Below are 19,090 nucleotides of genomic sequence, written 5' to 3'. Positions count from 1 at the left end.
CCCCTTCTCCACCGAGCCCCTGCTCCGCCGGGCCGGCTACTCCGCGGAACCCCCCAAGTGCCGCTCGGCGAAGTCCATTTCGAGCCGGACCTGCTTGATCCGCTCGTCCACCACCAGCGAGCCGTGGCCGGCGTCGTAGCGGTAGACCTCGTGCGGGGCGCCCCGGTCGCGCAGGCGGTCGACGTAGTTGTCGATCTGGCGGATGGGGCAGCGGGGGTCGTTGACGCCGGCCGAGATGTAGACGGGCGCCTTGACCTGGTCGACGTAGGTCAGCGGGGAGGACGCGGCGAAGCGGTCCGGGACCTCCTCCGGGGTGCCGCCCAGGAGGGTGCGGTCCATGGCCTTCAGCGCCTCCATCTCGTCGTGGTACGCGGTGACGTAGTCCGCGACCGGCACCACGGCGATGCCCACCGCCCACGCCTCCGGCTGGGTGCCGATGCCGAGGAGGGTGAGGTAGCCGCCCCAGGAGCCGCCGGTGAGGACGAGGCGCTCGGGGTCGGCGAGACCGGAGGAGACGGCCCACTCGCGCACCGCGGCCACGTCCTCCAGCTCGATCAGGCCGACCCGGTGCTTGAGCGCGTCGGTCCAGGCGCGCCCGTACCCGGTGGAACCCCGGTAGTTGACGCGGACCACCGCGTACCCCTGGTCCACCCAGGCCGCCGGGCCCGCCGCGAAGGAGTCGCTGTCGTGCCAGGTGGGGCCGCCGTGCAGGTCGAACACGGTCGGGAGGGGGCCGGTGGCCCCGGCGGGCTTCTGGACGAGGGCGTGGATGCGGCCGCCGGGGCCGTCCACCCACACGTCCTCCACCGCGACCGAGGGCGGGCTCTTCAGGCCGGGCGGGTCGAGGACGACGTCCCCGCTGGTGGAGCGGACCACCGGCGGCTCGGCGGCGGAGGACCACAGGTACTCCACGCTGCCGTCGGGCCGGGCGGTCGCCCCGGAGACGGTGCCGGGCGGGGTGGGGATACGGTCCAGCTCGCGGGTGGCGAGGTCGTAGCGGAACAGCTCGCTGCGGGCCTCGAAGCCGTGCGCGATCAGCAGGGCGGAGCCGTCCGGGTACCACTCGGCGGCCACGTCGCCGGGCAGGTCCAGCGGGAGGTCGGTCTCCGCGCCGCTCGCCACGTCCCACACCAGCGGCTCCCAGCGGCCCCGGCGCTGGTGGCCGATGAGGAGCCGGGTGTCGCCGTCGACGGGGGCGAAGCCCAGCACCTCCAGGCCCAGCTCCTCGGTGCCGCCCCGGGTGTCGTCCAGGTCGGCGACGGCCGTGCCGTCGGGGCGCAGCACGCGCAGGGCGCTGTGCATGGCGTCGCCGTGCTCGGTGTGCTCGATCGCGATCAGCGTGCCGTCGTGCGAGAGGTCGCCGACACCGGCGGACTCCCGGTGCCGGTAGATCTCCACCGGCGCCTCACCGGCGCGGGCCAGGTGGATCGTCGTACCGTCCTCGTCGGTCGACCGGCCGACCACGGCCGTCCGCCCGTCCCGGCCGAGGGCGAGCCCGGCCGGGTAGGAGGGTGCGAGGCCCGGTACGGCCGTCTCGTCGTCGCCGCCCCCGAAGGGCTGGCGGCGCCAGACCCCGAACTCGTCCCCGTCCTTGTCGTCGAACCACCAGATCCACGCCCCGTCCGGCGAGAGCAGGCCGTCCGTGGTGCCGTTCGGCCGGTCCGTCGCCTGCCGCTGCGCACCGCTCGCGCGGTCCCACGCGTACAGCTCGTAGGTGCCGGTCGCGTTCGACACGAACAGCGAGCGGTCGGGCGCGTCCTCGGCCCAGTCCGGCAGCGAGACCCTCGGCGCACGGAACCGCTTCTCCCAGTCGGGCATCTCCACAGCTTCGTCAGCTTTGTCCATGCCCCCTAGGATCACCCGCCCGACGCCTTACGGGACACCCCTGAGCTGGGCGATGACGTTCGGGGCCGCCGGGGCACGGGCCCGGGGTGAAGGTGACAAAGGGGGCGCCGTACCTTTGGGGGGTGTACCGGTTTCTGCTGACTCCCCGCTGGTGGGGCATCAACGTCTTCGTGCTGCTCGCCATCCCGTTCTGTGTGTTCATGGGGTCGTGGCAGCTCAGCCGGTTCGAGGGGCGGGTGCAGGACCACCGGACCGCCACCGAACAGGCGGCGGACTCGCGCCACGAGAAGGCGGTGCCGCTCGCGCGGATGCTGCCCGTGGACAAGGCGACGTCGGGACGGCGGGTCGAGGTCAGCGGCGAGTACGGCAGGCAGCTGCTCTCGCCCGGCCGGGAGCTGGACGGGAAGACCGGCTTCTACGTCGTGACCCTGCTGCGCACCCCGAACGGCGAGTCGCTGCCCGTGGTGCGGGGCTGGCTGCCCGGTACGGCCGACCCCGCGAAGGCGCCCGCGCCCCCGGCCGGGAAGGTCACCGTCACCGGCGCGCTGCAGGCCCCCGAGTCTCCCGGCAGCAACGGCGTCCCCGCGACCGGCGGACTGCCCAGCGGGCAGACCAACGCCATCACCCCGGCCTCCCTGGTCAACCTGGTGCCGGACAAGCTGTACGCGGCCTGGGTAACGCTGGACCGGGGCGACGCCGGGATGAAGGCCGTACCCGCCATCGCGCCCGTCGGGACCGGGCTCGACCTGAAGGCGTTCCAGAACCTCGGCTACACCGGTGAGTGGTTCGTCTTCGCCGGGTTCGTGGTCTTCATGTGGTTCCGCCTGCTGCGCCGCGAGGCCGAGGCCGCCCGCGACGCCGAGCTGGGCCTGGTGACGGACGGTGCCGACACCCCCGAGGGTGCCGGCACACCGACCGCCGTCTAGCTCTCCGACTGCATCCCGGTGTAGTACACCGTCCCCGCGCATGCGTTCGGCACCGCCGCCGTCGCCGCCGCGCCGGACTCCGCGCTGTACGTGACCTGCACGCTGCCGTCGGCCGGGCCGTCGACGGTGAGGAGCTGCGGGGCCGCCGCGCCGGCCGTGCCGCCGCCGCTGTCCGCGCTGCCGGTCGCGCCCGGGTCACCGCTGGGCGTCGGGTCGGGCGAGGGTCCGCCGGTGGCCGAGCCGCCGCCGGTGGTGGAGGTCCCGCCGCCCGGCACCGGGCAGGTCTCGGAGGGCACGAACGCGAACTTCTCCGCGTACGCCCCGCCCGGCCGCAGCACCAGCGAGGACACCGAGAGCGACGGGTCGGGCAGCCCGCTCGCCGCGTCGCCGGACACATGCGCGGCCACGCTCAGCTTGGCCTGGGAGGCCGCGCCCACCGCGACCGCGCCGACCTGGCCCGCGCCGGTGACGGCGCAGGCGGAGCCGGAGACGTTGGCGACGCGGAAGGTGCCGTAGACCACGCCCGCCGAGTCGGGCCCGCTCGCGCTGCCCGTGACGCCCAGCTGGGCCGGGGTGCAGGTCGCGGTGCCGGAGGCGAGGCTCGCCGAGGGGTTCGCGGCGTCGGGGGCGCCGGACTCGCCGCCGCCCTTCTTGCCGGGCTCGTCCTTCTTCCCGCCGTCCCTGCCGGTGCCGGGCGCCTCGCCCGTACCGCCCCGGGTGTCGCCGGTGGCGCCGTCGGAGGCGTGGCCGCCGCCCTCGGTGCCCCGCGTCGCCTCGGACTGGCCGGCCATCGCGGTGTTGGGGTCGGCGTCGCCGGTGTTGGAGACGTGCACCAGGGCCGGGATCGCGGTGCCGAGCAGCAGCGCGGCCGCCGCCATGCCGACCGCCGCGTGCCGCTTGCGGGCCCGCCGCGCGGGAACGGCCCGCCGCAGATGCTCCAGCGAGCCGGTACGGGGCTCCACGTCGTCCACGGCGGAGTGCAGCAGCCGCCGCAGCGCCTGCTCGTCCGCCCCGAGCCCGTCGTACAGGTCGTCGTGCGGACCGTCGAGCCCGTCGAGCTTCCGTGTCTCCGCGTCGGCGGAGGTTTCCGGACGGGCGGACCCCTCCCGGCGGCTGCCGTCGTTCACAGTTTCGTTCCCAGCGTGCGTCGGCTTGTCGTGTGGGTCGGCCCCCGTGGCTGACTCGTCGGCCGGCTCGTCCCGCTCGCTCATGTCTTGGCCCCCATGGACACCCGCAGCGCGGCGATGCCCCGTGAGCCGTACGCCTTCACCGATCCCAGCGAGATGCCGAGCGTCTCGGCGACCTGGGCCTCCGTCATGTCCGCGAAGTAACGCAGCACCAGCACCTCGCGCTGGCGGCGCTGAAGACCCTTCATGGCCTTGATGAGCGAGTCCCGTTCGAGCTGGTCGTACGCCCCCTCCTCCGCGCTCGCCATGTCCGGCATCGGCTTGGAGAGCAGCTTCAGGCCGAGGATGCGGCGGCGCAGCGCGGACCGGGAGAGGTTGACGACCGTCTGGCGCAGGTACGCCAGGGTCTTCTCCTTGTCCCGGACGCGTTTGCGCGCCGAGTGAACGCGGATGAACGCCTCCTGTACGACATCCTCGCAAGAGGCGGTGTCGTCCAGGAGCAGGGCCGCGAGACCGAGCAGGGAGCGGTAGTGCGCCCGGTAGGTCTCGGTGAGATGGTCGACGGTGGTGCCGGCGGCCGCGTCACCCGCGGTGTCGTCGGCGCCGTCGCGCTGGCCGGGTATGCGGGCGGGGCGCGCTGCGGGCATCGGCGCGATCACCGGCATGCCGCCGGGCACACGCGGACGAAGTGCCGCACGGGGCGGCCGGAGCGCCGCCGCGCCACGGGCTGCTGGGGATACGCCCGGCTCGAAGAGAGCCGGTGCGAGTTCGAGTACCTCTGCCACGCCAGTTGGACACGCGTACCCCCGGCAGGGTTGTACGTGCCGGGCGTCACATTCACGACGACCGACAGTTCCTCAAGTGCCGCCATGCGCCCCGCTCTTCCCCTACGCCTAGTTGAAAGGGCGTCACCACGCCCCACCGCGACGCCCCGCGCCCGGAATCCACGTCCCGCCGCACCAGGGTGAGGGCAAAGACGCTCCCGGTGCTCGCGCGGTTGCGGAGAACTGGGAGGGAAATCCTCTGTCGTGACGAAGGCCGGGGACAAGTGGTTTGGACCATGGTTCCGGCCACATTCCCCAGGAGAATCCCACGAACATCACAGGATTCTCACATCATTTCAGCGGCCACCAGCTCGGCGATCTGGGCGGTGTTGAGGGCGGCGCCCTTGCGCAGGTTGTCGCCGCAGACGAAGAGTTCGAGCGCGGTCGGGTCGTCCAGCGCCCGGCGTACCCGGCCCACCCAGGTGGGATCGGTGCCCACTACATCGGCCGGCGTCGGGTACTCCCCGGCGGCCGGGTCGTCGCACAGGACCACGCCGGGGGCGGTGGCGAGGATCTCGCGGGCGCCGTCCACGGTGACCTCGTCCTGGAAGCGGGCGTGGACGGTGAGGGAGTGGGTGGTGAGGACCGGGACCCGTACGCAGGTGACGGCGACCGGCAGGGCGGCCAGGCCGAGGATCTTGCGGGTCTCGTCGCGGACCTTCATCTCCTCCGAGGACCAGCCGTCCTCGCGCAGCGACCCGGCCCAGGGCACCACGTTGAGCGCGACGGGCTCCGGGAACGGCCCGGTCAGCTCGCCCACCGCACGCCGTACGTCACCGGGCGCGGTGCCCAGGTCGGTGCCCGCGACCAGGGAAAGCTGGGCGCGCAGCGTCTCGATCCCGGCCCGCCCGGCCCCGCTGACCGCCTGGTACGAGGAGACCACCAGCTCGCGCAGCCCGTACTCGGCGTGCAGCGCGCCGAGGGCGACGATCATCGACAGGGTCGTGCAGTTGGGGTTGGCGACGATCCCGCGCGGCCGCATCCTGGCCGTGTGCGGGTTGACCTCCGGGACCACCAGCGGCACCTCGGGGTCCATCCGGAAGGCGCCGGAGTTGTCGACCACGACCGCGCCGCGCGCGACGGCGACGGGAGCCCACCGGGCGGCCACCTCGTCGGGCACGTCGAACATCGCGACGTCTACGCCGTCGAAGGCGTCCTCGGTGAGGGCGGCGACCTCGACCTCCTCCCCGCGCACGGCCAGCTTGCGGCCGGCCGAGCGCGGGGAGGCGAGCAGCCTGATCTCGCCCCAGATGTCCGCCCGTTGGGACAGGATCTGGAGCATCACCGCTCCTACGGCTCCGGTCGCCCCCACGACCGCCAGTGTCGGGCGACCGGTACGTGCCATCAGCGGCCCGTGCCCCCGTAGACGACGGCCTCGTCGGTGTCGGAGTCGAGCCCGAAGGCGGTGTGCACGGCGCGGACGGCCTCGGGGACCTCGTCGGCGCGGGTGACGACCGAGATACGGATCTCGGAGGTCGAGATCAGCTCGATGTTCACGCCCGCGTCGCTGAGCGCCTCGAAGAAGGAGGCGGTGACGCCCGGGTTGGTCTTCATCCCGGCGCCGACCAGGGAGATCTTGCCGATCTGGTCGTCGTAGCGCAGGGACTCGAAGCCGATGCCGGGGCGGTTGCGCTCCAGGGCGTCGATGGCCTTGCGGCCCTCGGTCTTCGGCAGGGTGAAGGAGATGTCGGTCAGGCCCGTGGAGGCGGCCGACACGTTCTGCACGACCATGTCGATGTTGATCTCGGCGTCCGCGATGGTGCGGAAGATGGCCGCGGCCTCGCCCGGCTTGTCCGGCACGCCGACGACGGTGATCTTGGCCTCGGAGGTGTCGTGCGCGACACCGGAGATGATGGCCTGCTCCACCTGCTGTTCCCCTTGCTCGATCGGCTCGCTGCTGACCCACGTACCGCGCAGCCCGCTGAAGGAGGAGCGCACGTGGATCGGGATGTTGTACCGGCGGGCGTACTCCACGCAGCGGTGGAGCAGCACCTTGGAGCCGGACGCGGCCAGCTCCAGCATGTCCTCGAAGGAGATCCAGTCGATCTTCCGGGCCTTCTTCACCACGCGCGGGTCGGCGGTGAACACGCCGTCCACGTCGGTGTAGATCTCGCAGACCTCGGCGTCGAGCGCGGCGGCCAGCGCGACGGCGGTGGTGTCGGAGCCACCGCGGCCCAGCGTGGTGATGTCCTTCTTGTCCTGGCTCACACCCTGGAAACCGGCGACGATGGCGATGTTGCCCTCGTCCAGCGCGGTGCGGATGCGGCCCGGCGTGACGTCGATGATGCGGGCTTTGTTGTGGACCGAGTCGGTGATGACACCTGCCTGGCTGCCCGTGAACGACTGGGCCTCGTGGCCCAGCTTTTTGATCGCCATCGCCAGCAGGGCCATGGAGATACGCTCTCCGGCGGTCAGCAGCATGTCGAATTCACGTCCGGCAGGCATCGGAGACACCTGCTCGGCGAGATCGATCAGCTCGTCCGTCGTGTCGCCCATCGCGGAGACCACGACAACCACCTGGTTGCCGTTCTTCTTGGCTTCCACGATCCGCTTGGCGACGCGCTTGATGCCCTCGGCATCGGCTACGGAGGAGCCTCCGTACTTCTGCACGACAAGGCCCACGTGCGCTCCTCGCTCGGTTCGTTTGTGTCGGCTCAGTCTATCGAGCGTCCGAAATCCACCATCGCGCTCCCGCATGGTGAGACGTCGTCCGCCCGGTCCCGAACCTGCCCAGCGGCACGCGGGCCACGCGGAAAGTGCCCCGCGTCACAGCGCGTCAGTCGACGAGCTCTTTGAGGGGGGCAGTGTCGAGGATGATGTCGACGGGGTGGGGCAGCTCGACGGAGGCGCCGAAGGGCGACTTCTCGGCATGGAGGTAGCGGCCGTCCTCCGGCTGGTTGTACACCACGACCGAGCCGTCGTCCCGGTCGATGAGCAGGTACACGGGGATACCTGCTGCGGCATAGCCGCCGGGTTTCTCGACTCGGTCTCGCTGGTTGGTGTCGGAGTCGTGCGACGTGACCTCCACGGCCATCAGGACACCCCCTGCGTCCGACCAGTCTCCGTGCCCCGCCGGGAATCCGAACGGCGCGAGAACGCCATCCGGACGTGCCCGCCCCTTCCGATAGCGCTCGACCTTCATCCCTCGGTCTCCGTACAACCAGAGCTCGGGTCGGTGCTGCATGCACAGCCGCTGCAACCAGGCGATGATGTGGTCGTGGTTGCCATCGGTCACCGGCTTGACCTGGACCTTCCCATTGAGGAACTCCAGCCGCACGGTCTCCGGGGCATGGCGTTCGAGCTCCTCGAACTCCTCGACGGACATCTGCGGCCGGTCTTCGGTCCTGGGGGTCATGGCGTCGCCTCCTCGACTCCATGGTGCCCCGGCCGGTGCCTCCCGCACGCTCATACGTCCCTCCCCGCCCTGGGCCGCAGCCCGGCCGCCCTGCGCAGCTCGGCCGCCCAGTGGGTCACGTCGACCACTCCGGGGTCGTCGGCCGGGTCACGCAGGAATGTCTCCGGGACGTAGCCGACCGGCAGCCCTTCCATCTCGGCCGCCTCATCCGCCTCGATCTCGGCATGGCACTCACGGCAGATCCCGTCGATGATCTCCGTCGTCCGCTCGTCCGCGTCACAGGTGGCGCAGGCCATGATCACGCGGCTGACGCGGGCGCGGCGGCCGCCCCTCTGCCGGATCTTCGCCTTCGTCGGGGGCATCTTGTCCTCCAGTCGTCTGCGGGCGAGTCCGCCCGGGTTGGTGACGGCGGGCGGGAGCCCGTCGGTCAGGGCCTTGGTGATCTCCTGCGGCGTCGCGCCAAGGGCCAGCCACCGCGCGGCGAGGGATTCGAGGGAACGGCAGTCCGACGCGGACAGCGCTATGCGCGGGTCGGCGTCGCGCAGGCCGGCGAGGGTGCGGTAGGCGGCGCCGGGCTCGTCCGAGGGCTCCTCGGGGAGCTGCTCGTCGAGTGCGGCCGGGGCGGCTTCGGCGGCCCTCGCCAGCCCGGACTCGTACTGGTCGGTGACGTCCAGGCCCTTGCGCTCGCGTACGAACTCCGCCCACCACTCCGGTGACCTGGGCGTACGCGACCAGTACGTCCGCGTGACCCAGCGCATCGAGTTGTCCTCGACGGTGAGGTGCTCCCGGATGTGCCGCAGGTGGCCGGCCGCGGTGACGCGCTTCAGCGACGTGCGCACGGCCTGCTGGCCGTAGCGGGGGTGCACGGCTGCGATCGCCTTGTAGCCCATCGCGTGACCGTCGTCGAGGTGGTCGACGAAGACGGCGATCTCGCGGTCGCGAGGGCTCAGATGTGCGAAGTCCGGGTCGCCGTACGGGTTTTCGTCACCGGCAGAGCGCTTGCCATAGCCCGATTTGGCCATGGGGTGCTGCGGGGACGGCAGGGCAGGGCTAGGGTGGGCGGAAGCCACGATCGACCTCTGATTCGATCCGTAGGGCTAGGCCCCGGAGCCGGTGTTGGCGCACCGACCGGGGCCGATCTATTGCCGCGAACCTAGGGCGGCTTTACTCTCCAGCGCAAGCCGATCACAGAAAGTCACACTTTCGAGGTAAGCGGCTTCAACTCACGTGGGAAATTGGTTGGTTGGGTTGGTTTTCACCCAGCCCAGAAACCCATGGAAAAGCTCGAAGCCCGAGGCTCAAGCCCCGGGCTGAACTGCGGCGATGAGTAGCCGCTGCGACCGTGTCAGTTGCCTGTCGACGCCGAGCCGATGTCACCGCCCGCGGCGATGGACCCCGTCCCGGAGGCGGTCACGCTGCCGGGGCCCGGTGCGCCGGACGCGGGCGCGCGAGGTGGCAGGGGGGAACCCGGCGACGCCGCACCACCCGTGGACGCGACACCGATGCTGCCCCCCGCTGCGATCGCCCTCTCGCCGGAGGCGTGGACATCACGCGCTGAGGCCGAGGGGCCGGAGGGCGCGGAGGGGGAAGCGGACGTGCCACCGAACTGCGCGATCACCGCGAGCGCGAAGCCGATGAGACCGACGGCCCCTCCGCCCACACTCGCGACCTGATCCGCTGTACCCAGATCCACGAAGGCGAAGCCGACCAGCGTGGCCACACCCGCACCGCAGATCCCGAGTCCCGCCCACGCCCATGGCTTGAGTGTCATGCGGCCATTGTGGTGCAACGTCCGGGCGAGGAGGAGGCGTTGGAAGCAGATGACGTCACTCGTCAGGGGGCCGGGGAAGTTCGTCTATGACCGTGTGCAGTGCACCGAACACACGGAGCATGAAGGCGAGGGCGGACTCGTTCGCGCTGATGACCGAGAGCACTTCCATCAGGAGGTCTTTCGCAGGCTCGGCATAACGCGGATCCCGTGTCGCCGCGTACACCTGAAGCAACACGAGGCGGGCGACCACGGTGTCGGCGTGGTCGTCGCCGAGGACACGTCGACACGTGTCGAGATCCCGCTCCGCCGCGCTCACGTCCTCCTCCGTGGCACGCGTGAACTGCTCCGGTTCCACTGCCCCTACCTGTTGAATCAGGACACGTAGGGCGGCGATCAGACCCTCCTCGTCCTCTTCCCCGACGGAGTGGACCCCCGCCATGAGCTTGATCAGGGTTTCCGGGAGTTCCCGTTGGCCTGCCAGCGCGGTGCGCAGGCTTCTCACCGAGAGGGTCGAAGGATCTTCCTCTCCCAAGGCCCGGCTGCAGTCAGCGAGAAGCTCGTCGCACAGGTCGTCGGCTCGCGTCATCTCACCGACCGCCGTCAGCGCCATGACCAGCTTCTTCCGCGCCTCGAAGGTCGAGCGGGCCTCCGCACCCCGCAGCCGGGCAACACCCGCGAGGCACGCTTCCGCCAGTCGCAAAGCTCGTTCCGTGTCCCCCTGCAACGAGGCGACCTGATGCATGTTCGACAGGGCACCCAAGGTCACCTCATGGTCCGGGCCCAGGACCCGCGTGCAGTCGGCCAGAACCTCCTCGGCGACCGGGGCGGCCTCCTCGCTCGACTTCAGCATGCGCGTCGCCCGAGCCAGCAGGACGCGGGTGTACAGCGTCTGCTCCCCTCCCGGGCCGTGATGCCGGACGCACGCGGCCTCCGCCCGCTGCAGCAGGCCGTACGCCCCGCCGGCAAGCCTGATCCCCGCCGTCAGCATGTAGTCACCGGTCCGCGTCAGCACGTACGCCATCGCGGCTGTGTCCTCCTCCGGCCGGACGTGTTCGGCCAGTGCCTGGACATGCGGGAGCAGGGACCGCATCGCGGGCCACGCCGACGGGTCGTCGACGTCCTCGGGCACCGCGCGCGCCAGCGCCTTCACCGCCGCCGCACACGCGTCCCCGATCGCCTCCGGGTTCCGGTGTCGGTCTGCGTCGGCACGCGTACGGGACACCGCCTGTACCAGCCGGTGCACGGTCACCGTGTCACCCGAGAGCGTGATCATGCTGTGGGCCGCCAGTCGCCCGAGTGCCCTGCGTACGGCCAGTGGCGTGCCCAGGTGGGCGAAGAGGCCGCGCGGGATGCCGTCGGGGGCGTACCAGGCCATGGTCAGCAGGAGCCGGACCGCGAGGGGATCGTTCGTCAGGCGGTCCAGCGTGACGTGCCAGACGCGGGCGACCGTGCGTTCGTGGTCGCCGCCCTCATACGTCTCCGCGTACATCTCGTCGGGGTACGCGGCGAGGTCGTCCAGATACACGCGGACCGTGCAGTCCGTCTCCAGGCAGTACGCCGCCGCCTGGGTGACGGCCAGCGGAAGACAACCCAGTTCCTCGCAGAGCTCGGCGGCATCGGAGTCCTCGCCGCCCCGGACGCGGGTGAAGATGCGCACCGCGTCATCGCACGACAGCACGTCCAGCGGGATCTCTTCCGCGACACCGTGCCATCCGGTCGCTCGTCGGCTCGTGATCAGGAAGCGGCCCGAGGGGGCCCTGGACAACAGGGGCTCCACGTCGGCCGGGTTCGTGACGTCGTCGAGCACGAGGAGCCATCCGCTGTGGGACGCGAGCCATCGACTGCCCCACTCCGTCATCTGCTCCGGGGGAAGAAGGGGGACGAGTGATGGCTGAAGGGCGGCCGCGAGGGCGGCGACACCCGCGTCGATCGCGCTGCGGCTGCCGGCCGGGATCCACCACACCGGCGCGTGGGTCGGTCCGCACTCGACGGACCAGCGCGCGGCGAGCGTGGACTTCCCGATGCCGCCAAGGCCACGCAGCACCTGTGCGAGTGGCCTGCCGGGCGTGGCCGGGGCCGCCCGCAGCAGCCCGAGTTCATCGCTGCGCCCGACGAAGAGCTCCGCGCGGAAGGGAAGATTGGTGAGACGGGGCGGACAGCTCACGGACTCCGCCGGTGGGCACGCGTCCGGCAGCAGCATGCCTACGTTCTCGATGTGCAGGGCGATCGCACCCGGTCCCGTCAACGCCTGCGCGATGCTCCCGCCGGCGGCGATGGCACCGGCACCGGAGGCGTCCGCGGCAGGCACAGGCCGACGGTCGAACAAGGCGCTCATGCATCACATCATGACCGCCCGCAGGACCGGTCGTCAGGCGTACGGCGGGAGTCGGGCATCCGTGCCCGGCACCGGCGCGGTCAGCGCACCTGGCGGATGCCGAGTGGGGTGCCGATCTCCTCGGCCATCACCCGCCCGGCCTCCACCTCCAGCGCCTCGTCGCCCAGGTCCTGGTCGGTGTCGAGGCCGTCCAGCTCCTCCAGGGGCTGGTTGAGGCGGACGTGGATCAGCACGGACTGGAGGGCACGCAGCACGGCGGAGGCGGTGGGGCCCCAGTTGGAGAAGTAGGAGAACTGCCACCACCACAGCGCCTCGGCGGTGCGGCCGGCCCGGTAGTGGACCATGCCGTGGCCCAGGTCGGTGATGACGTCCGCGAGGTCGTCGGAGATCCGGGCGGCGACCGGCGCGGTGCGGGGCGCGTACGGGTCGAAGACCTCGGAGTAGACGTCGACCGGGTCCAGCAGGCGGGCCAGGTTCTCGCGCAGGCCGTCCGCGTCCGGCTCGGGGCCGGGGTCGGGCTCGTAGCGCTCGTCGGGGAGGAAGTCCTCGTGCGCGCCGAGGCGGCCGCCGGCCAGCAGCAGCTGGGAGACCTCCAGCAGCAGGAAGGGCACGGTGGAACCGGGCTCGTCGCCCTTGGCGACCTCGGTGACGGCGACCAGGAAGCTCTCGATCTGGTCGGCGATCTGGACGGCGAAGTCGTCCGGGTTCTGCGCGATGGCGTGCAGCGTGGCGTCAGACATCTAGGAGTCGTCTCCCCTCGAAGGCGCGGCCGAGGGTGACCTCGTCCGCGTATTCCAGGTCCCCGCCGACCGGGAGGCCGCTGGCCAGGCGGGTGACCTTCAGACCCATGGGCTTGATCATGCGGGCGAGGTACGTCGCCGTGGCCTCGCCTTCGAGATTGGGATCGGTGGCGAGGATCAGCTCGGTGACGGTGCCGTCGGCGAGGCGGGCCAGGAGTTCCCTGATCCGCAGGTCGTCCGGGCCGACGCCCTCGATGGGGCTGATCGCGCCGCCCAGGACGTGGTACTTGCCCCGGAACTCACGGGTGCGCTCGATGGCCACGACGTCCTTGGGCTCCTCGACCACGCAGATGACCGAGGGGTCGCGGCGCGGGTCGCGGCAGATGTTGCACAGCTCTTCCTGCGCCACGTTTCCGCAGGCCGCGCAGAAGCGGACCTTGGCCTTGACCTCCAGCAGGGCGTGCGCGAGCCGTTTGACGTCCGTCGGCTCGGCCTGGAGGACGTGGAAGGCGATCCGCTGCGCGCTCTTGGGACCGACGCCGGGGAGCCGCCCCAGCTCGTCGATGAGGTCCTGGACCACGCCTTCGTACAACGGACTGCCTTTCCTTCACGACCTTGCGGTACGTACGGTAGTTGCCCCGGCCTCAGAAAGGCAGACCGGGGATGCCGCCGCCGCCGAGTCCCTCGGCCAGCGGGCCGAGCTTCTGCTGCTGGAGGGCCTGCGCGTTCTCGTTCGCCGCCTGGACGGCCGCGACGACGAGGTCCGCGAGGGTCTCGGTGTCCTCCGGGTCCACGGCCTTCGGGTCGATCTTCAGCGCGCGCAGGTCGCCGGAGCCGGTCACGGTGGCCTTGACCAGACCGCCGCCCGCCTGGCCCTCGACCTCCGTGTTCGCCAGCTCCTCCTGGGCGCGGGCGAGGTCCTGCTGCATCTTCTGGGCCTGCTGGAGCAACTGCTGCATGTTCGGCTGGCCGCCACCGGGAATCACGGGGGTGTCTCCTGTCTGTCTGCTGCCTGTCTGGGCCGCTTCACTGCTCGGCACGAGCCTACGTGGTCCGGGCGGCCCTCGCGCTGCCACTCTTTCGGGTGAGAACGCCTCCGGCCCCCTACCTGATCACACCCCTCTTCCGGGCGTACCACCCCGCGAACTCGGCTCCCCGCCACCCGTTGAGCGGTAGGAAGGACCCGCGATCGGTGTTCACGTCCAGTAGGGAGTCCGGGGTGGGCCAGCCGGAACAACAACCCGACGAGGTGCCCCCGGCACCCGGCCGGGGTGCCACGCCGGACGGAATGCGGCGGGGCGGGCCGGAAGCGGACGGGGTGTGGCGGAGTGCGGACGGTACGCGGCGGGCCGGTTCCGGGACGGACGGGCTTCCGGCGGGCGGACCAGGAGGGGACGGGGCGTGGCGGGGTGCGGACGGCGGGGACCCGGGCGTGAGCGGGGGGCAGCCGGGAGACCGGGGGGCGCGGGCCGCCGCGCCGGACGAGGTGAGTGAGGACGTGGCCCGGCTCGCCGGGCCGGGTGGGGATCTGGTGGGGCGGGAGTTGCCGCTCGGGGACTGGGGGGAGCCCGCGGAGCGGCTGGGGGAGCTGTTCCGGTGGGTGGAGGCGGGGGCGCTGCGGACGGCGGAGTGGTATCTCGCGGACCGGGTGTGGCGGCGGCGGGCCGCGAGGGGACTTCGGGGCGGTACGGCCGCGGGGGTGGTGGTCGGGGCGGCGTTGCCCTTACTGGACGCCACCGGGGCGGTGGCGGGGTGCGCGCCGTGGGGATACCTGGCGTTGCTGCTGGGGGCCGCGTGCGCCGGGGCGGACCGGTGCTTCGGGCTGACCTCGGGGTGGATGCGGGACCTGGCCACCGCGCAGGCGGTCCAACGGCGGCTGCAGACGCTTCAGTTCGACTGGGCGTCGGAGAGCGCGCGTGAGGTGCTGGGTCCTGCGGAGGGCACGGCGGGGGAGGCGGCGGAACGCTGTCTCGGGATTCTGCGGCGCTTCTCGGAGGACGTGACGGAGCTGGTCCGTACGGAGACGTCGGACTGGATGCAGGAGTTTCGCGGGGGGCGCCCGCCGGTGTCCCCTCCGCCCCCGCCGTCCCGGCCCGCGGACCCGGCCCCGGTCTCCCGCTACCTCCCTCCGGCGCCACGCCCCAACATGCCCCGCCAACGCCCTCCGGACCCCCGCTGACGGCTCCGCCGGGGTTGAGCGGGACCGTCTACGTCCCGCTCCTGCTGTAGGTCGCGGCTCTCGTGCCGGGGCGCCCGGTCCGCTTGAGGTGATCGTCCGGGGTGAGGGTGAGGGTGGTGGGGGCGCCGGGGGCGCAGGCTCCGGAGGTGACCGTGGCGGCGGACAGACGGAGTGTGCCGTCGGCGTCCGGTTTCCGTGCCAGGGTCGCGGTGAGGACGCAGTGCTGGTCGGCCCGGTCCACGGTCAGGGTGAGTACGCGCTCACCGACCCGCCCCTGGGTCACGGTCAGCCGGTGCGTACCGGCCTCCCACCTGCCGAGGTAGCCCTCCGGAACGTCCCCTTCAGCAGGTGCCGGCCCGACGGTCGCGGTGTCCGACACCCCGCCACCCCGTAACAACGTGTACAGCGTCCCCCCGGCCCCCAGAGCGACGATCAGCGCGACCACGACGAGCAACCACGTCGACCGCCGGTCCCGCACCTCCCCATCCACCTCAGGATGCCCGTACCCCCCGACCACCCACCCCCACCCATCCCCCACAGCCCCATGCTCCCCCAAAGACAAACACCCACCCCCACCCCCCGAAGACGCCCCCGTCCCACCGGGCCCACCCGCACCGGCCGAAGACGCCCCCACCCCACCGAGCCCACCCGCACCCGCCGACGACGCCCCCGCCCCACCGAGTCCACCCGCACCCGCCGGCGACGCCCCCGCCCCACCGTTCCCACCCGCACCCGCACCCGCACCCGCCGACGGCGATTCCGCCCCTCCGGGGCCACCCGCACCCGACGACGAAAGTTGTACGGGTGGTGCGGGTGGGAACCCTGACCCGGCCGGAGGCCGGGTGCCCTCCCCCGAACCCGAACCCGCACCCGCACCCGCACCCGCCCCCGCCCCGAACACCCAGTCCCAGTCCTCCCCCGGCCCCAACTCCCGCACAACACACCCGCCTTCCCCCGAAGCGCGCCGACGCCCCGAGGATAGTGCGGGCATACGGGACAGCACCGCCCCCTGCTCAACGCCCCGCGAAACAGCCCCCCACTCACGACAACCTGTCGCGCATCCCACCCCCGCCCACAACAGTCCGCCGATGTCGCGAGGGCACCCCCACCCCCTACCCTCGGCCGCATGACGCCTCAGCCGAACCCGGAGCAGACCCCCACCCCCGACCCCGCGACCGGCGCGGCCGTGAAGGCCGCCGACCGCGCGCACGTGTTCCACTCCTGGTCCGCGCAGGACCTGATCGACCCGCTGGCCGTAGCGGGAGCGGAGGGCTCGTACTTCTGGGACTACGACGGCAACCGGTACCTGGACTTCACCAGCGGCCTGGTGTTCACGAACATCGGCTACCAGCACCCGGAGGTCGTCGCCGCGATCCAGGAGCAGGCGGCGAAGATGACGACGTTCGCCCCGGCCTTCGCCGTGGAGGCCCGCTCGGAGGCGGCACGCCTGATCGCGGAACGCACCCCGGGCGACCTGGACAAGATCTTCTTCACCAACGCCGGCGCGGACGCGGTCGAGCACGCCACGAGGATGGCCCGCCTGCACACCGGCCGCCCCAAGGTGCTCTCGGCGTACCGCTCGTACCACGGCGGCACCCAGCAGGCGGTGAACCTGACCGGCGACCCCCGCCGCTGGCCGTCGGACAGCGGCAGCGCGGGCGTGGTGCACTTCTGGGCGCCGTTCCTGTACCGGTCCCGTTTCTACGCGGAGACGGAGGAGCAGGAGTGCGCCCGCGCGCTGGAGCACCTGGAGACCACGATCGCCTTCGAGGGCCCCGGCACGATCGCCGCGGTGATCCTGGAGACGATCCCCGGTACGGCCGGGATCATGATCCCCCCGCCGGGCTACCTCGCCGGGGTCCGCGAGATCTGCGACCGCCACGGCATCGTCTTCATCCTGGACGAGGTGATGGCCGGGTTCGGCCGGACCGGTGAGTGGTTCGCGGCGGACCTCTCGGGGGTCGTCCCGGACCTGATGACCTTCGCCAAGGGCGTGAACTCGGGGTACGTGCCCCTGGGCGGCGTCGCCATCTCCCCCGAGATCGCGGACACCTTCGCGACGCGCCCGTACCCCGGCGGCCTGACGTACTCCGGGCACCCGCTGGCCTGCGGGGCGGCGGTCGCCACGCTCGACGTGATGGCCCGCGAGGGCATCGTGGAGAACGCGAAGCACCTCGGCGAGACGGTGCTCGGCCCCACCCTCGCCACCTTCGCCGAGCGCCACCCCAGCGTGGGCGAGGTCCGCGGTACGGGCATGTTCTGGGCCCTGGAGCTGGTCAAGGACCGCGAGACCCGCGAGCCCCTGGTCCCCTACAACGCGTCCGCCGCGACCAACGCCCCCATGGCCGCCTTCGCCGCCGCCGCAAAGAAGAACGGCCTCTGGCCCTTCATCAACATGAACCGCACCCACGTCGTCCCGCCCTGCAACATCACCGAGCCGGAGCTGAAGGAGGGCCTGGCCGCGCTGGACGCCGCGCTGACCACGGCGGACGAGTTCACGACGTCCGGCTGAGCGGGCCGGACCCGGCCCACTGACGCAGGGCGGGTTCCAGACCGGCGGGGTCGGTGGTGTCGGAGGCCCACACCACCACCCCGTCGGGGCGGATCAGGGCGCCCGCGACCCCGGTACCGCCGTCCCGGACAATCCGCGCCCGCCCCTTCCCCGACTCCGCGAACACCGCCCCCGGCGTGCGGTCGAGCAGCAGGAAGCCGCCCTCGTGGGCGTGGTCCGCGAGCGGAGAGCCGTCGCTCAGCACCACGTCGGGGACGTAGCGGCCCGTCCATGGGTGAGAGCCCGGCAAGGGGAGCCGCTGGGTGACGCCGGCGATCTGCTTCACCGCGTACGTCGTGCCGTCGCGCGTCCCCAGCAGATCCGCCAACACCCCCCGCAGCGCACCCGACTTGGGGTCGCCACGCAGGACGCCGATCTGGGCCCGCGTCCAGTCCAGCACCCACGCGCCCACCGGGCGCCGCTCGGCGTCGTAGGTGTCGAGCAGAGCCTCCTCCGCGCGACCGCTCACCACCGCCGCCAACTTCCAGGCCAGGTTGACCGCGTCACCCATGCCGAGGTTCAACCCCTGTCCCCCGAAGGGCGGATGGACGTGGGCCGCGTCGCCGGCCAGGAGGACGCGGCCCGAGCGGTACGCCGACGCCTGGCGGGCGTTGTCCGTCCAGCGGGTCGGCGCCGCGCGCAGGGATGTCAGCGTGACGTCCGTGCCCGAGACGCGGCGCAGGCTGGACTGGACGTCCTCCAGGGTGACTTGGGCCGTGCGGTCGGCCGGACCCCCGCCGAACTCGACCGTGGCGACGCGGCCGGGCTGGGGGCCGTAGCGGTAGACACCCCGGGGCGACCAGGACCAGCCCTCGGCGAGCTTCTCGGGGTCGGCGATGTCCACGATCGCCTGACAGCCGGTGATCTCGGGGTCCGTGCCGGGGAACGCGATGCCCGCGAGACGGCGCACGGTGCTGTGGCCCCCGTCGCAGCCGACGAGCCAACCAGCCCGCATCGGCCCGGTGTCGGTGCCGACCACCACCCCCGCACCGGTGTCCTGGAGCGAGGTCACCTCCACCCCGCGCAGCACGGCCGCCCCCAGCCGTTCCGCGTGCGCGGCGAGCAGCGCCTCCAGCCGGGGCTGCGGGATCATCCGCGCCCCCTCCACGGCGGTGTACGCGGCGAGTTCGGGGTCCGCCCAGTCGACCCGGTCCGGATCGAGGGACATCCCCGCGAAGTGCCCGGTGAACCGGGAGCGGGGGACACCGAGCGTCTCCCGCTGGATCTCCTCCAGGGCGGGCAGCAGCCCGCGCCGGGCCAGCGCCTGCGCGGTCGGCACGTTGATCGACTGCGCCCTCGTCGCGGGGTCGGGCACGTCCCGCCGTTCCAGTACCCGTACCGACACCCCGGCGAGCGCCAGCTCGGCGGCGAGGGCGAGCCCGACGGGCCCGGCACCGGTCACGATCACATCCACATCTGTCTTCACGAACACTGTTC

At 72.2% G+C, this 19,090-nt stretch carries 17 protein-coding genes; 3 read left to right on the top strand and 14 right to left on the bottom strand.

From position 1 onward, the window contains the following. Positions 1–36 precede the first annotated feature (36 nt). Entirely contained in the window at positions 37–1,845 is a 1,809-nt protein-coding gene (locus tag D0Z67_RS15660) for a S9 family peptidase (protein WP_031183848.1), read from the bottom strand. A gap of 122 nt (positions 1,846–1,967) precedes the next feature. Between D0Z67_RS15660 and D0Z67_RS15655 the strand changes: the two genes are divergently transcribed. Beyond that, the gene (locus D0Z67_RS15655; protein WP_031183849.1) at positions 1,968–2,771 is read left to right on the top strand and encodes an SURF1 family protein; all 804 of its coding nucleotides are present in this window, start codon (positions 1,968–1,970) and stop codon (positions 2,769–2,771) included. Here D0Z67_RS15655 and D0Z67_RS15650 read toward each other — a convergent pair. The 11 genes from D0Z67_RS15650 to D0Z67_RS15600 all read right to left on the bottom strand — a co-directional run bounded on the left by D0Z67_RS15650 (position 2,768) and on the right by D0Z67_RS15600 (position 13,909). After that, positions 2,768–3,898, bottom strand: a complete 1,131-nt coding sequence (locus D0Z67_RS15650; protein ID WP_107059665.1) for a hypothetical protein — start codon at positions 3,896–3,898, stop codon at positions 2,768–2,770. The genes D0Z67_RS15655 and D0Z67_RS15650 overlap by 4 nt on opposite strands. An 80-nt stretch (positions 3,899–3,978) precedes the next feature. After that, positions 3,979–4,683, bottom strand: a complete 705-nt coding sequence (locus D0Z67_RS15645; RefSeq protein WP_078873690.1) for a SigE family RNA polymerase sigma factor — start codon at positions 4,681–4,683, stop codon at positions 3,979–3,981. A 325-nt stretch (positions 4,684–5,008) separates the two neighbouring features. Continuing rightward, positions 5,009–6,067 carry an aspartate-semialdehyde dehydrogenase gene (locus D0Z67_RS15640; RefSeq protein ID WP_031183852.1) on the bottom strand — a complete coding sequence of 353 codons (1,059 nt, stop codon included), beginning with the start codon at positions 6,065–6,067 and terminating at the stop codon, positions 5,009–5,011. Beyond that, positions 6,067–7,344, bottom strand: coding sequence for an aspartate kinase (locus D0Z67_RS15635; protein WP_030817256.1), 1,278 nt, complete (start codon positions 7,342–7,344; stop codon positions 6,067–6,069). Before D0Z67_RS15635 ends, D0Z67_RS15640 begins: the two co-directional genes overlap by 1 nt. Before the next feature lie 154 nt (positions 7,345–7,498). Continuing rightward, positions 7,499–8,077: a Uma2 family endonuclease gene (locus D0Z67_RS15630; protein WP_031183853.1), complete on the bottom strand. Its 579-nt coding sequence runs from the start codon at positions 8,075–8,077 to the stop codon at positions 7,499–7,501. Positions 8,078–8,127: 50 nt separating this feature from the next. Beyond that, positions 8,128–9,099 carry a hypothetical protein gene (locus D0Z67_RS15625; RefSeq protein ID WP_031183854.1) on the bottom strand — a complete coding sequence of 324 codons (972 nt, stop codon included), beginning with the start codon at positions 9,097–9,099 and terminating at the stop codon, positions 8,128–8,130. Positions 9,100–9,422: 323 nt separating this feature from the next. Beyond that, a complete protein-coding gene (locus tag D0Z67_RS15620) occupies positions 9,423–9,848 on the bottom strand; it encodes a hypothetical protein (protein ID WP_051888173.1) in 426 nt (141 codons plus the stop codon). 55 nt (positions 9,849–9,903) lie between these two features. Next, positions 9,904–12,156 (bottom strand): tetratricopeptide repeat protein, encoded by a 2,253-nt coding sequence (locus tag D0Z67_RS15615; RefSeq protein WP_234312926.1) that lies wholly within the window; start codon positions 12,154–12,156, stop codon positions 9,904–9,906. Positions 12,157–12,263: 107 nt separating this feature from the next. Further along, on the bottom strand, positions 12,264–12,923 hold the full coding sequence (locus D0Z67_RS15610) for a DUF5063 domain-containing protein (RefSeq protein ID WP_031183857.1): 660 nt from the start codon (positions 12,921–12,923) through the stop codon (positions 12,264–12,266). Then, entirely contained in the window at positions 12,916–13,515 is a 600-nt protein-coding gene (gene recR, locus D0Z67_RS15605; protein ID WP_031183858.1) for a recombination mediator RecR, read from the bottom strand. Before recR ends, D0Z67_RS15610 begins: the two co-directional genes overlap by 8 nt. A gap of 52 nt (positions 13,516–13,567) precedes the next feature. Next, complete coding sequence (locus tag D0Z67_RS15600) at positions 13,568–13,909, bottom strand: YbaB/EbfC family nucleoid-associated protein (RefSeq protein ID WP_030817248.1); 342 nt, start codon at positions 13,907–13,909, stop codon at positions 13,568–13,570. Between the two features lie 446 nt (positions 13,910–14,355). On the opposite strand from D0Z67_RS15600, the gene D0Z67_RS15595 reads away from it, so the two are divergent. Next, complete coding sequence (locus D0Z67_RS15595; protein ID WP_420824439.1) at positions 14,356–15,102, top strand: SLATT domain-containing protein; 747 nt, start codon at positions 14,356–14,358, stop codon at positions 15,100–15,102. Positions 15,103–15,130: 28 nt separating this feature from the next. Here D0Z67_RS15595 and D0Z67_RS15590 read toward each other — a convergent pair whose 3' ends face one another. After that, a complete protein-coding gene (locus tag D0Z67_RS15590) occupies positions 15,131–15,580 on the bottom strand; it encodes a hypothetical protein (RefSeq protein ID WP_131589655.1) in 450 nt (149 codons plus the stop codon). A 648-nt stretch (positions 15,581–16,228) separates the two neighbouring features. Here D0Z67_RS15590 and D0Z67_RS15585 point away from each other — a divergent pair. Beyond that, positions 16,229–17,614 (top strand): aspartate aminotransferase family protein, encoded by a 1,386-nt coding sequence (locus tag D0Z67_RS15585; protein WP_031178897.1) that lies wholly within the window; start codon positions 16,229–16,231, stop codon positions 17,612–17,614. Here D0Z67_RS15585 and D0Z67_RS15580 read toward each other — a convergent pair. Continuing rightward, entirely contained in the window at positions 17,598–19,079 is a 1,482-nt protein-coding gene (locus D0Z67_RS15580) for an FAD-dependent monooxygenase (protein WP_476726702.1), read from the bottom strand. The two genes, D0Z67_RS15585 and D0Z67_RS15580, sit on opposite strands and share 17 nt — an antisense overlap. Positions 19,080–19,090 lie beyond the last annotated feature (11 nt).

The sequence above is a fragment of the Streptomyces seoulensis genome (assembly GCF_004328625.1).
Taxonomy (GTDB): Bacteria; Actinomycetota; Actinomycetes; order Streptomycetales; family Streptomycetaceae; genus Streptomyces; species Streptomyces seoulensis.
Note: the sequence above shows the minus strand (reverse complement) of the source record. Positions and strands in the feature narration are given on the sequence as shown.

Excerpts from the sequence above, each read along its gene's own strand:
- D0Z67_RS15625 (WP_031183854.1), bottom strand. The coding sequence starts at position 9,099 with ATGGCCAAATCGGGCTATGGCAAGCGCTCTGCCGGTGACGAAAACCCG.
- D0Z67_RS15630 (WP_031183853.1), bottom strand. The coding sequence starts at position 8,077 with ATGACCCCCAGGACCGAAGACCGGCCGCAGATGTCCGTCGAGGAGTTC.
- D0Z67_RS15620 (WP_051888173.1), bottom strand. The coding sequence starts at position 9,848 with ATGACACTCAAGCCATGGGCGTGGGCGGGACTCGGGATCTGCGGTGCG.
- D0Z67_RS15660 (WP_031183848.1), bottom strand. The coding sequence starts at position 1,845 with ATGGACAAAGCTGACGAAGCTGTGGAGATGCCCGACTGGGAGAAGCGG.
- D0Z67_RS15585 (WP_031178897.1), top strand. The coding sequence starts at position 16,229 with ATGACGCCTCAGCCGAACCCGGAGCAGACCCCCACCCCCGACCCCGCG.
- D0Z67_RS15610 (WP_031183857.1), bottom strand. The coding sequence starts at position 12,923 with ATGTCTGACGCCACGCTGCACGCCATCGCGCAGAACCCGGACGACTTC.
- D0Z67_RS15640 (WP_031183852.1), bottom strand. The coding sequence starts at position 6,067 with ATGGCACGTACCGGTCGCCCGACACTGGCGGTCGTGGGGGCGACCGGA.